This window comes from Enterovirga sp. CN4-39, from assembly GCF_049446235.1.
Taxonomy (GTDB): domain Bacteria; phylum Pseudomonadota; class Alphaproteobacteria; order Rhizobiales; family Beijerinckiaceae; genus Enterovirga.
On the sequence record NZ_JBMSEF010000016.1, the window covers coordinates 1 to 12,235 of the forward strand.

Annotated in this window: 9 protein-coding genes and 1 pseudogene; 9 read left to right on the forward strand and 1 reads right to left on the reverse strand. The window is 69.3% G+C overall.

The annotated features are described in order from the left end of the window. The first annotated feature begins 81 nt into the window (after positions 1-81). Positions 82-1,005 (forward strand): LysR substrate-binding domain-containing protein, encoded by a 924-nt coding sequence (locus ACO2SS_RS21615; protein WP_423279898.1) that lies wholly within the window; start codon positions 82-84, stop codon positions 1,003-1,005. 276 nt (positions 1,006-1,281) lie between these two features. Here ACO2SS_RS21615 and ACO2SS_RS21620 read toward each other — a convergent pair. Beyond that, positions 1,282-1,587, reverse strand: a pseudogene (locus ACO2SS_RS21620) (IS5/IS1182 family transposase); the annotation flags it as partial. A gap of 804 nt (positions 1,588-2,391) precedes the next feature. Between ACO2SS_RS21620 and ACO2SS_RS21625 the strand changes: the two are divergent. The 8 genes from ACO2SS_RS21625 to hydA all read left to right on the forward strand — a co-directional run bounded on the left by ACO2SS_RS21625 (position 2,392) and on the right by hydA (position 12,189). Continuing rightward, positions 2,392-3,252, forward strand: a complete 861-nt coding sequence (locus tag ACO2SS_RS21625; protein WP_423279899.1) for an alpha/beta fold hydrolase — start codon at positions 2,392-2,394, stop codon at positions 3,250-3,252. A 42-nt stretch (positions 3,253-3,294) separates the two neighbouring features. Next, a complete protein-coding gene (locus tag ACO2SS_RS21630) occupies positions 3,295-4,104 on the forward strand; it encodes an FAD binding domain-containing protein (protein ID WP_423279900.1) in 810 nt (269 codons plus the stop codon). Further along, the gene (locus tag ACO2SS_RS21635) at positions 4,101-4,589 is read left to right on the forward strand and encodes a (2Fe-2S)-binding protein (RefSeq protein ID WP_423279901.1); all 489 of its coding nucleotides are present in this window, start codon (positions 4,101-4,103) and stop codon (positions 4,587-4,589) included. Before ACO2SS_RS21630 ends, ACO2SS_RS21635 begins: the two co-directional genes overlap by 4 nt. Before the next feature lies 1 nt (position 4,590). After that, positions 4,591-7,032 carry an aerobic carbon-monoxide dehydrogenase large subunit gene (gene cutA, locus ACO2SS_RS21640; RefSeq protein ID WP_423279902.1) on the forward strand — a complete coding sequence of 814 codons (2,442 nt, stop codon included), beginning with the start codon at positions 4,591-4,593 and terminating at the stop codon, positions 7,030-7,032. Between the two features lie 10 nt (positions 7,033-7,042). Next, positions 7,043-7,846: an FAD binding domain-containing protein gene (locus ACO2SS_RS21645; protein WP_423279903.1), complete on the forward strand. Its 804-nt coding sequence runs from the start codon at positions 7,043-7,045 to the stop codon at positions 7,844-7,846. Further along, on the forward strand, positions 7,840-8,298 hold the full coding sequence (locus tag ACO2SS_RS21650) for a (2Fe-2S)-binding protein (protein WP_423279904.1): 459 nt from the start codon (positions 7,840-7,842) through the stop codon (positions 8,296-8,298). Before ACO2SS_RS21645 ends, ACO2SS_RS21650 begins: the two co-directional genes overlap by 7 nt. Beyond that, positions 8,295-10,622 (forward strand): molybdopterin cofactor-binding domain-containing protein, encoded by a 2,328-nt coding sequence (locus tag ACO2SS_RS21655; RefSeq protein ID WP_423279905.1) that lies wholly within the window; start codon positions 8,295-8,297, stop codon positions 10,620-10,622. The genes ACO2SS_RS21650 and ACO2SS_RS21655 overlap by 4 nt, the downstream gene beginning before the upstream one ends. A gap of 79 nt (positions 10,623-10,701) precedes the next feature. Then, positions 10,702-12,189, forward strand: coding sequence for a dihydropyrimidinase (gene hydA / locus ACO2SS_RS21660; RefSeq protein WP_423279906.1), 1,488 nt, complete (start codon positions 10,702-10,704; stop codon positions 12,187-12,189). Positions 12,190-12,235: the final 46 nt, after the last annotated feature.

A 12,235-nucleotide genomic window follows, 5' to 3' on the forward strand; every position in this document is an offset into this window, starting at 1 on the left:
ATCCTGCTGCTCGGCCTCCTGGGCCGGATTGAAGGGCGTTCCCGATGACGGCTGCCCGCGCTGCAGACACAAGGGACGCACATGGAAAGTAACTTCAAGAACCTGCCCCTGAACCCCTTGAGGGCGTTCGCAATCGCTTCGCGACATCGCACCTTCACCGCCGCGGCCAAGCATATGGGCATCACGCAGGTCGCGATCAGCCGCCAGATCGCCGTTCTCGAGAACTACCTCGGCGTTCAATTATTCGAGCGCCGCTCCCGTTCGATCGTACTGACGGATGTGGGACGGCGTTTCGGACAGGAGGTGGCAGGTCTGTTCGATGACATCGAGCATGCGACGCGCGCATTGCTGTCGGACGAGACCGATACGATCATAAACTTCCGCACCTATCCGACGGTGGCGCGGCATTGGCTTATGCCCCGGATCGGCGGCTTCCTGAGTGCCTATCCGGATTATCGCCTGCGTCTGGACACCACCGTCGAGCCGCTCGATTTTCGAGGCACGCAGCTCGACGTGGCCCTCCAACTTGGGTCGGGGACATGGCGGGACGCAAGAAGCGTTCACCTGCTCGATGAAGCTGTCGACGTAGTCTGCAGTCCGTCCTATGCGCGACTACTAGGAGATCCGGCCGATTTTCGTCGCCTGAACGACGCCACGATACTGCAGGCGAAATACAGACGGCATGAATGGGAGGTCTGGTCGAAGCATGCTGGGGTCGACCTCGCATTCCGCAACATGATGGGGTTTGATTCCTCGCTCTTGACTTATAGCGCGGCTATGAATGGTCTGGGCCTCGCGATTGGTCAACTTGCCTTGTTGAGCGACGAGCTCGCGAGCGGCCATCTGGTGCGACCATTCAGTCTCGAAGTGACGACCGGGATGGCGTTTCACGTGGTCTGGCCGACCACCAAGTCCGTGTCGGTTCAGACACGGCGCTTCATAGACTGGCTCCTAATCTCGTGGGGGCGCGGCCCAGCCTACCACAAGCGCCCGATCACCGTTTAGACCACGATGGGCAGGATCGGCTGCGCACCGGAGGGGATTGGCTTGCCGCGAACGCCCACCCTTCGTCCTCCGGTCGGGGTACGAGCGGACGGAGAACAACCTTCGCGTACTGGTCGCGCAGACAAAGCGCACCTGCAGAATGTGGAGACGAGCGCGCGGGCGGTTCTTGGGGAGCGAGGAAGGCTGTCCGTCGGCTTCAAATCCACCCTTGGACTGGGACTGATATCCAACAGCGAACGGTGGCTGCGACGCACGCAGCAGCGAGGTGCCTGACCAGAAGGCGAGCGGGCGACAGAACTGGTCGGTGAGGGCGTGACCTGGGCGTGCCGCCGCGAGAGCGGCCGATGCCATGGTTCTGCTCCCCGACCCACAATTGTGAGCCTTCACGCCCAAACTGTCGATCACAACCTTTGAGGGGGGACGTCGGCGCTCGCGAGCGCTTCGAATAATCCCGTCCACACGCCCTCGAGGCGCAGCTCACGAAGCGATCGTAGAGCGTCTTCTTCGGCCCGTATGTCTCTCGGGGAGCATCGGCCCATCACCTGCCGACCTCAGCACTTGCACGATGCCGCTGGTCACCTGCGATCATGTCACTGGTTCAGTGCTTTTGGAGCCCCTCATTTCGGCAGGATGCCGCGCTTGGAATCAGCGATTTCAGAGATGAAGCATCCCACATCTGTGCTCAGCTTGGTCGGCACGGCTGCGCTCGTCTCGCGCGGGTTCCTACGTTGGGGCGAGCCGGAGGTAAAAAAGGGAGGGACATCGCGTCGTGAGCCTGCCTCCGCGTGCCCGCGCCCGAGACGCTTGCCGCATATCCCTGCGGTGTCGTCCGCCTCTGCTGCAACATCTGAGGCCGGAAGGGAGGCTATAGGCTCGCTCGAATGGTGGCGCAGTACGGTCCTGAGCGGCCGTTGCTCTCGCTGCGGACTGCTACCAGAAGGCGACCGAGTGGCACCGATCTATCCCGCGCGCCTCCTAACAGAGGATGCTCCGTATGCGGACAAAAATTTCCTGGTCGCCGCACCCCGATCCTCCGCTTTCGGGAATTCGCCTGACCGGCCTCGGTGGCCGAAGCGCAAACTCACCAGTCTGCTGCGCGCACTGTTTGGTCGTTGTGTTCGGCCGGGAGTTCTCCGAAGCGGACATGGCAACCGCCGTTCGCGCCGCCACGTAACCGAGCGAGGCGGAAGCGCAGACCCGCTGCTACCATGCTCCGCCGTGGACACCCTGGGTAGTGTAGTCGGACTGATTACTCGTCGGGCGGTCGCCTGTGTTCTAATTCCTGCATCGAACGGATCGATTTATTCTAATTCCGCGAGCGCCTATATCTGGGTAGGTTCCGGACGGCTAGGCCGCAGCAGCGCCTCACGATCCGGAACGTTCGATATGTCGAAAGTAACCCAGACGAATTTCGCCCAGCTCAAGGACGTGAAGCTGGCCTACTGGGTCTCCGGCGAGGGCGAGCCGGTCATGCAGATTCACGGGTCAGGGTTCGGCCATGGCAATTTCGCGCCGGTCACGCCCATCCTCGCCAGGCGATTCAAGGTCTACGACTACGACCAGCGGGGCTACGGCCGGTCCGACCGGCCTCACCAAACGTATAGCATCGAGGTCTGGGCAGACGATCTGGCAGCGCTGATGGACGCGCTCGGGATCGAGCGGGCGCATATCCACGGCACCTCGATGGGCGGCATGGTCGCGATCGCCTTCGCCGGGAAATATCCGGAGAAGACCAAGTCGGTGATCATCAACTGCGCCGCCGCGAAGCCCGGCCTGTCGATGCGGCTGCGGCTGAAGAACTACATCGACCTTATGGCGATCGATTCCCGCGGGATGGCCAGCCCCATCCTAGGCGAGATGCTGGCTCGGGAAGCCCTGTCGAAGACGCATCTCGAGACCGATCGCGGCCGGGAGGCCGTCTCCACCATTGCCCGCATCGTGCGCGAGAACAACGACGTCGAGGTCTTCACGGCGGCCTCGCGGGCCATCATGGAGATGGACCTCACGCTCTGGCTGCCGAAGATCACCTCGCCCGCGCTCGTGATCGGCGGCGACGAGGACCACATGACCCGCTGGGACCAGGGCCCGAACGGCGTCGGCCAGGAGGGGATCTACCAGGCGATCCGGGGCGCCGAGAAATACGTCATCCGGGGCTCCAGCCACTCCTCCATCTTCGACGCGACGGAGGAGTACAGTCGGGTCGTGCTGGGCTTCCTTCTGCGCCATGCCGGGCTGGGCTCGGCCTGAGGGCCGGGCGCTAAGGTCCCGCCGCGCGCGATCGCACCCGCGATGAAGCCCGCGCCGTTCCGCTACTGCGCCCCGGCCTCGGTGGGGGAGGCGGTCGCGCTCAAGGCCGAGCACGGCTCCGACGCCGTGTTCCTGGCCGGCGGCCAGAGCCTCGTCCCGATGCTGAACCTGCGCCTTGTCAGGCCGGCCCTGGTGATCGATCTCAACCGGATCGCGGGCCTGTCGGAGATCGCGGAGGGGCCGGAGGGGCTGACGGTCGGCGCCATGACCCGCCACCATGCGCTCGAGCGGTCCGACCTCGCGTTCCGGATCTGCCCGCTCTTGCGCGAGGTGCTGGGTCACGTCGCGCACCGGGTGATCCGCAATCGCGGCACCATCGCGGGCTCGCTCGCCAACGCCCATCCGGCGTCGGAGCTGCCGGCGGCCTTGTTGGCGCTGGGCGGGGCCGTCATCGCGCGGTCTCCTGCCGGCTCGCGCCGCATCGAGGCCGACGACCTCTTCCTCTATCCGTTCTCGACGAGCCTCGGCGCCGACGAACTCGTCACGGAGGTGATCTTCCCGGCGCTGCCGGCGGGCACCGGCTACGGCTTCGCCGAGTTCACGCGCCGGCACAGCGATTTCGCCCTGGCGGGTGTCGCGGCCGTCGTCCGGGACGGCAGCGCCCGCCTAGCCCTCGCCGGCGTCGGCCCGAGGCCGATCCTCGTCGACCGACCAGAGCCTGCGGACATCGCCGCGGCGGCCGAGCCGGGCGACGACATCCATGCCGACGCGGAGTACCGGCGCGAGCTCGTCGTGGCGCTCGCCGTGAAGGCGCTGGGCCTCGCCCGCAGCCGGGCGGAGGCGGCGCGGTGACGGACGAGCGGATCACGGTCACGCTGCGGGTGAACGGGGAGCGTCGGAGCGCCGAGGTCGAGCCGCGACTGCTCCTGTCGGACCTCATCCGCCACGAGCTCGGGCTGACCGGCACGCATGTCGGCTGCGAGCACGGCGTCTGTGGCTGCTGCACGATCCTCCTCGATGGCGTCACCGCCCGCTCCTGCCTGATGCTCGCCGCGCAGGCCGACGGCGCGGAGATCAGGACCGTCGAGGGGCTCGCGGGCGATCGCCTCCACCCGCTGCAGCAGGCGTTCCACGAGACGCATGCGTTGCAATGCGGTTTCTGCACGCCGGGGTTTCTCCTGACCGTCTCCGTCTTCCTCGAGGAGGAGCGGCGTGCCGATTTCACCGACGAGGAGATCCGCGAGGCGCTCTCCGGCAACCTGTGCCGTTGCACCGGCTACCAGGGCATGGTCGAGGCCGTGCGGCTCGCCGCCCGGCGGATGTACGGGACCGCCTGACATGGGGGTCGAGGTCTTCGGCCGGCCGGTGCCCCGCCTGGAGGACGAACGCCTCCTGCGCGGCCGGGGCCTCTTCGTCGACGACGTGCACATCCCGGGCGCGCTCCATGTCGCCTTCCTGCGGAGCCCTCTCGCGCATGCCCGCATCCGCGGCATCGGGACGGCCGCGGCCGAGAAGCTGCCGGGCGTCCGGGCCGTCTTCACCCACCGTGACCTCGGGCCGCTGGACCGGCCGCTGCCGATGAAGCGGGGTGAGCATCCGGACGTGATCCATCCGGTGACGGCGCGCCCGATGGCCCGCGAAGAGGCGTTCTATGCCGGCCAGATCGTCGCCATGGCGATAGCGGAAAGCCGCTATCTCGCCGAGGATGCGCTCGACCTCATCGAGGTCGAGTACGAGCCGCTGCCGGTCGTGGTCGGGCTCGAGAAGGCGGCGGCGGACGGCGCGCCGCGCGTTCATCCCGAGGCGCCCGGCAACGTCGCCGGCCGCATCCGCCAGGTCGTGGGAGATCCCGACGCCGCCTTCGCATCCGCCGATCTCGTGGTCTCGGCGCGCCTCGCCCTCGACCGAAGCGCCGCGATGCCGATGGAGACGCGCGGCATGGCGGCCCGCTACGATGCCGCCTCCGGGGATCTCACCGTCTGGACGAATTCGCAGACGCTCGCGCCGCTGCGGTCGGGCATCGCCGCGATGCTCGGACTGCGCGAGGAGAAGGTCCGGCTGATCGTTCCCGACACGGGCGGTGGCTTCGGAGTCAAGGGGTCGGTCCCCTACCCGGACGAGGTGCTCATCCCGTGGGCCGCCATGCGGCTCGGCGAGCCCGTCCGCTGGACCGAGGATCGGATCGAGCACTTCATCGGCTCGCATCACGAGCGCCAGCAGGTCCACTACGTCGACGTCGCGGCCGACCGGGACGGGATCGTGACGGCGCTCCGCGACTCCTTCCTGATGGATAACGGCGCCTTCACGCCCTACGGCATGGAGCTCGGGCGCGTCTCGGCCAGCCATATCGGCGGGCCCTACCGGCTGCCGGCGATCGATGTGGAAGTCGCCGGGATCTACTCCAACGTCATGATGTCGACTCCCTACCGCGGCGCCGGCCGGCCGCATGCCTGCTTCGTCTACGAGCGGGTGATGGACCGGGTGGCCCGGAGGCTCGGGCTGGACCGCGCCGAGGTGCGGCGCCGCAACTTCATCCGCCGAGACGAGTTCCCCTACCCGCGCGAGGGGCTGTCCACGGTCGACGACTGCACCGTCACCCTCGACAGCGGCGATTATCATCGGCAGCTCGACATGCTGCTGGAGGCGATCGGCTATGCCGGCTTCCCGGCCGAGCAGGAGGCGGCGCGCCGCGAGGGCCGCCATCTCGGCCTCGGCCTCGCATGCTACGTCGAGGCGACCGGGATGGGCCCGTACGAGGGCGCCAGGGTCGAGATCCTGGCCTTGAACGGAAGGCTCCTCGTGGCGACGGGCGTGACGACGCAGGGCCAGTCGCACGAAACGACCTTCGCGCAGATCGCCGCGCAGGAGCTCGGCGTTCCTGTCGAGGACGTGACGGTCGTCACGGGCGACACGCAGGCCTTTCGCTGGGGGGTCGGGACCTATGCCAGCCGGGCGCTCGTGATGAGCGGCAACGCCATCGCCCAGGCGGCCCGGACGGTGCGTGCCAAGGCGCTCCTCCTCGCCTCCCGGATGCTGGAGATCGACGAGAGCGAGCTCGAGCTGTCGGACGGCTATGTCAGGGCGCGGGGCTCGCGCAACCTCGCCCTCAGCTTCCGCCAGCTCGCGATTGCGGCGCGCCCCGGCCGCTGGCCGCCCCCCGGCGGGGCGGTCGACCCGGAGATCGCCGCGATGGCGGCGCTGGCGCCGCCTTGGCCCCGCACCGCGCCGGGCCAGTCCGCTCCCCTTGCGGCCGGCGAGGAACCTGGGCTCGAGGCCACCTCCTACTTCGCCGCCCGGAACGCCGCCTGGGGAAGCGGGGCGCATGCCGCGGTGGTCGAGGTCGATCCCCGGACGGGCGACCTCACGTTTCTCCGCTACGCGATCGTCCACGATTGCGGGAGGGTGGTGAACCCGAAGGTGGTCGAGGGCCAGATCCTCGGCGGCCTCGCGCAGGGCATCGGCGGGGCCTTCTACGAGCGCATCGCCTATGACGAGGACGGGCAGCTGACGAACGGCTCGCTCATGGACTTCCTCGTGCCGTACGCGACCGAGGTTCCGAACCCGACGATCCTGCATCTCGAGACGCCCTCGCCGTTCAACCCGCTCGGCATCAAGGGCGTCGGCGAAGCCGGCACGATCCCGGTCGCGGCGCTCCTCGCCTCCGCGGTCGAGGACGCGCTCTCGCCCTTCGGGATCGAGGTGGACGAGATGCCGCTCGATCCGGCCCGCATCCGCAAGCTCGTCCGCGAGGCGGAGGGACGCCGCCCCGGCGCGCCGTAACTGGACCGACATGGACATTCACTCGCCAAGATCCCTCGACGAGGCGCTCGCCCTGCGGGCCGCCCATCCGGAGGCCGTCATCATCTCGGGCGGCACCGACATCATGGTGCAGATGAACTTCAGGCGTCTCAGGCCGGCCGCGATGCTCAATCTCGCGGAGGTGCCGGAGCTGCGCGGCTGGAGCCTGGACGGCGACGTCGTGCGGATCGGTGCGGCGCTCACCTATACCGAGCTCCAGGCGCCCGACCTCGCCCGGCTGCTGCCCGCCCTGGCAGAGGCGGCCCGGAGCGTCGGCTCGCCACAGATCCGCAATCGCGGCACGATCGGGGGCAATCTGGGAACCGCCTCGCCGGCTGGCGACGCGCTGCCGCCGCTACTCGTGAACGGCGCGGAGGTGGAGCTCGCGAGCGTCCGCGGACGCCGCTCCGTGCCCCTGAAGAGTTTCCTTCTCGGGCCGAGGCGCAACGGGCTCGCGGCCGACGAGATCATCACCGCGGTGACCGCCGGGACCGGGGGGCGGCAGACCTTCCTCAAGGTCGGCCCCCGCAACGCCATGGTCATCTCGGTCGTCTCGCTCGCGATCCGGATCGACGAGGCGAAGGGCACCGTCCGGGGGGCCTTCGGATCGGCCGCCCCGACCGCGATCCTCCTGGAGGAGCCGCTCGGGCAGGAGGACGGCTTCCCCGACCGGCTCGCGGCCGCGGCCGCGCCCATCGACGACATCCGCGGCACAGCCGCCTATCGCCGCCATGCGCTCGGAATCCTCGCGCGCCGCGCGCTGGCGCGTCTCCGTTCTGGTGACCAAACATGCTGATCGAGCTGACCGTCAACGGCGAGAGCCGCGCCGCAGTGATCGACCCACGGGCGAGCCTGCTCACGATACTACGGGAGGACTTGGGGCTGCCCGGGGCGAAGAACGCCTGCGAGCAGGGCGAGTGCGGATCGTGCTCGGTCCAGATCGATGGCCAACTCGTCTGCGCCTGCCTCGTCCTCGCGGCGCAGGCGGCCGGCCACGAGGTCGTGACCGTCGAGGGCCTCGCGCCGGTGGGCCATCTGCATCCCGTGCAGGAAGCCTTCGTCGAGCATGGCGCCGTGCAATGCGGGTATTGTACGCCCGGCTTCGTGGTCGCGGCAGCCACGCTCCTCGACCGCCGCAATTCCGTCCCGACTGAAGACGAGATCCGGGAGGCGCTGTCCGGCAATCTGTGCCGCTGCACCGGCTACGGGGCCATCATCAACGCCGTCCAGGCGGCGGCCTCCCGATGAGCGCGTTGCTCGACATGGATGCGGGCGGCGCCCGCGAGGCGCGGGTCGGCGACAGCACCCGCAAGCTCGACGGCCTCGACAAGGCGCGCGGCGCCTTCACCTTCTCGGGCGACCTCGTCGCGCCCGGCATGCTGGCCGGCGCAACCGTGCGGAGCCCGCACGCCTATGCCCGCATCCTCTCCGTCGACACGGCCGTGGCGGCCGCGATGCCCGGCGTGCATGCGGTCATGACCCATGCCGACGTGCCCGGCTCGAAGTTCTTCGGCCACGTCTTTCGCGATCAGCCGGTCCTGGCCTTCGACCGGGTGCGCTATTTCGGCGAGCCCGTCGCCGTGGTCGCCGCCGAGACGGCGGAGCAGGCCTATGCCGCCGCCGCGAAGGTCCGGGTGGCGTATGAGCCTCTCCGGCCGATCGTGGACCCCGAGGAGGCTCCCTACCGGGAGCCCCTTCACGAGGCCCACCCGACCATCTACGCCGATCCGGAGATCGGGTATGTTGAAGAGCCGATGCGCAACGTGGTGCGCAAGCTCCGCATCGTGCATGGCGATCCGGCCGTGCGCGGAGAAGTCGTCGTCTCCGGCTTCTACGAGGTCGGCATGCAGGACCAGGCCTTCCTGGGCACCGAGTCCGGCCTTGCCGCGCCGGACGGGCGGGGCGGCATCGACCTGTACGTGGCCAGCCAGTGGCTGCACCTCGATCTGGCGCAGATCGCGCCCTGCCTCGGCCTCGCCGAGCAGGATGTCCGGGTGCATCTCGCAGGGGTCGGGGGCGCCTTCGGCGGCCGCGAGGACATCTCGGTCCAGATCCATGCCGCGATGCTCGCCCTGAGGACCCGGCGGCCGGTGAGGTTCGTCTATTCGCGGGAGGAATCCTTCGTCGGCCATCCGCACCGGCATCCCGCCCGGATGTGGTACGAGCACAGCGCCGACCGGGACGGGCGCCTCGTCAGCGTGCGGGCGCATATCCTGATGGACGGAGGGGCCTATGCCTCGACCTCGTCGGGCGTGATGGCGAACGCCTGCAAGCACGGCGTCGGTCCCTACCGGGTCGACAATGCGCTGATCACGGGCGCCGCCGTCTTCACCAACAATCCGCCCTGCGGCGCGATGCGGGGCTACGGCGCGGTCCAGTCCTGCTTCGCCGTCGAGGCGCAGATGGACAAGCTGGCCTCCGCGCTCGGAATGGATCCGGTCGAACTCCGGCTCTGCAACGCGATGGACCTGGGCGACCGGTTGCCGATCGGGCAGGAGATCACCGGCTCGCTGCCGACCGCCGAGGTCATCCGGCGCTGCGCCGCGCTGCCGATGCCGCCGCTCGAGCCGACTGCGGGACGGGACCCGATCCGGCTGCCGGGTGGGGCCGGGAACACGACGCGGGGCGAGAGCGTGCGCCGCGGCGTCGGCTTCGCGGTCGGGTTCAAGAACATCTGCTATTCGGACGGCAACGACGATTACTGCACCGCGCGGATCAGGCTCCATGCGGACCCGGACGAGGGCATCGTCGCGGAGATCCACTCGGCGGCCTCCGAGGTCGGCCAGGGCGTCACCAACGTCATCCGGCAGGTCGTGAACACAGAGCTGGCGGTGGATCGTGTGGTCCTCGCGCCGCCCTCGACCGCGAGCGTCGGCTCCGCCGGCTCCTCGTCGGCCTCCCGCCAGACCTTCATGACGGCGGGAGCCGTCCAGCAGGTATGCCGCCTCGCCCGCGAGGAGCTGGAGCGGCGCGGAGGTCGGCTCTCTCCGGGGGACGAAATCGACATCGAGCGGATCTACCGGCACGTCCCGACCGGTCCGCTCGCCCCGCGGGACGGCCAAGCCACGACCGACCGGGCGCTGGTCGCGCTCGCTTGCGCGGCGATGCGGGTGGTGGTCGAGGTCGACGTCGAGCTCGGGCTCACGCGCGTGGCTTGGATCGGCATCTCGCAGGACGTCGGGCGGGCGATCAACCCGATCGCGGTCCGCGGCCAGATCGAGGGCGGAACCGCGCAAGGCCTCGGCCTCGCCCTGATGGAGGAGATCCAGCTCCACGACGGCGTCATCGCCAATGCCAGCTTCACCGATTACCTCATCCCCACGATGCTCGACATGCCACGGATAGCCGCCGACCTCGTGGAGGAGGCCGAGCCGGTGGCGCCCTATGGCCTGAAGGGCGTCGGCGAGCCGCCGACGGTCGTCGCGACCGCCGCGATCCTGGCCGCCGTTCGGGATGCGACCGGAAAGCCGCTCACCCGCACGCCCGTGCGGCCGGACGACATCGTCTTCGGATCGGGGGCGGCGGGAGCCGCCCCCGATCCCGCGAAGCTGCCCGCCTGGCCGCCGGTCTGACCGGTGCCGGTCTACGCGGCCCGAAACATGCGTCACGCGGGGAATTCCGCGACGTCCTGTCAGAAACCGGAGGGTTCCGATGAGCAAGGGTGAGTTCGACCTCGTGGTCCGGGGCGGGACGGTGGTGACCGCCTCCGACACGTTCGAGGGCGAGATCGGCGTCCGGGACGGCCGCATCGAGGCGGTCGGGCGCAATCTCGGCCGCGGCACCGAGGAGGTCGACGCGACGGGGCGCCTCGTCCTGCCGGGCGGGATCGACTCCCATTGCCACCTGGAGGAACTCGGCGAGGACGGAGGCGTCCAGGAGGAGAGCTTCGCGTCCGGCTCGGCCGCGGCGCTCGCGGGCGGAACGACCTCTTTCATCTGCTTCCTGCCGCAGTGGAAGGGGCACACGCTGGCGCAGAGCGCGCCTGGCTACGAGGAACGCGCCCGTCGCTCGCGCGCCGATTACAGCTTCCATCAGATCATCACCGACCCCACGCCCGAAGTGATCGAGAAGGAGATACCGGCTCTCGTCGCTCGCGGGGTGCGGAGCCTGAAGGTCTTCCTCACCTACGACCCTCTCCGGCTCACGGACGGCGAGTTCCTGAAGGTGCTCGCGACGGCCCGGCGCCTCGGCGCGCTGGTGACCGTGCATTGCGAGAATTTCGAGGCGATCGGCTGGCGCATCCAGGCGCTTCTCGCGGCCGGGCTGACGGACCCGCTGCAGCATGCCTGGTCGCGCCCGCCCGTCGTCGAGCGCGAGGCGACGCACCGGGCCATCGCCCTGGCGGAGCTCGTCGACCAGCCGATCCAGATCTTCCACGTCTCCTGCGCGGAGGCCGCAGCTGAGATCGCCCGCGCCCGCGCCCGCGGCGTGAAGGTCTGGGGCGAGACCTGTCCACAATACCTCACGCTCTCGCACGATGATCTCGTGCAGCCCGATTTCGAGGGCGCGAAGGCCGTCTGCTCGCCGGCCCTTCGGGAGAAGGGGGAGGCGGAAAGGGTCTGGCGCCACATCCAGGACGGCACGCTCGACATCGTCACCTCGGACCATTGCGGCTTCTCGTTCCACAGCGCGAAGAAGAACCCGGGCAGCAGCAGCTACGGCCAGGGCGGCGCGGTCGCCCGCCCGGACGGCATGCCGGCCTTCAACGCGATCCCGAACGGCGTGCCGGGCATCGAGACCCGCCTGCCGGTGCTGTTCTCGGAAGGCGTGTCGAAAGGCCGGATCAGCCTCAACGACTTCGTACGGCTCACGGCCGCAAACCCCGCCCGGTTGTTCGGTCTCGCCGGGAAGGGCAGCATCGTGCCGGGTGCGGATGCGGACCTCGTGGTCTGGGATCCCGATGCCGAGCGCAGCGTGCAGAACGCCGCCCTCCATCACGCGATCGACTATACGCCCTGGGAAGGCCTGAAGGTGAAGGGTTGGCCCACGGTGACGGTACGTCGGGGCGAGGTGACCGCGCGCGACGGCGAGGTGCTCGCACAGCCCGGATCGGGTCGCTTCCTCCCCCGCGGCCCCTACTCTTTCATCGCGCCCACCGGGCGGGTCCCGGACGGGTTCGACGCCTCGCGCTACGCCTGACCCGGGGCCGCGGGAGCCGCCGGGGTGGCCCGGCGCTCCCGCCATC

What these genes read in the sequence shown, in the direction of transcription:
- ACO2SS_RS21615 (WP_423279898.1), top strand. Translation starts at nt 82, where the DNA reads ATGGAAAGTAACTTCAAGAACCTGCCCCTGAACCCCTTGAGGGCGTTC.
- ACO2SS_RS21625 (WP_423279899.1), top strand. Translation starts at nt 2,392, where the DNA reads ATGTCGAAAGTAACCCAGACGAATTTCGCCCAGCTCAAGGACGTGAAG.
- ACO2SS_RS21630 (WP_423279900.1), top strand. Translation starts at nt 3,295, where the DNA reads ATGAAGCCCGCGCCGTTCCGCTACTGCGCCCCGGCCTCGGTGGGGGAG.
- cutA (WP_423279902.1), top strand. Translation starts at nt 4,591, where the DNA reads ATGGGGGTCGAGGTCTTCGGCCGGCCGGTGCCCCGCCTGGAGGACGAA.
- ACO2SS_RS21645 (WP_423279903.1), top strand. Translation starts at nt 7,043, where the DNA reads ATGGACATTCACTCGCCAAGATCCCTCGACGAGGCGCTCGCCCTGCGG.
- ACO2SS_RS21650 (WP_423279904.1), top strand. Translation starts at nt 7,840, where the DNA reads ATGCTGATCGAGCTGACCGTCAACGGCGAGAGCCGCGCCGCAGTGATC.
- ACO2SS_RS21655 (WP_423279905.1), top strand. Translation starts at nt 8,295, where the DNA reads ATGAGCGCGTTGCTCGACATGGATGCGGGCGGCGCCCGCGAGGCGCGG.
- hydA (WP_423279906.1), top strand. Translation starts at nt 10,702, where the DNA reads ATGAGCAAGGGTGAGTTCGACCTCGTGGTCCGGGGCGGGACGGTGGTG.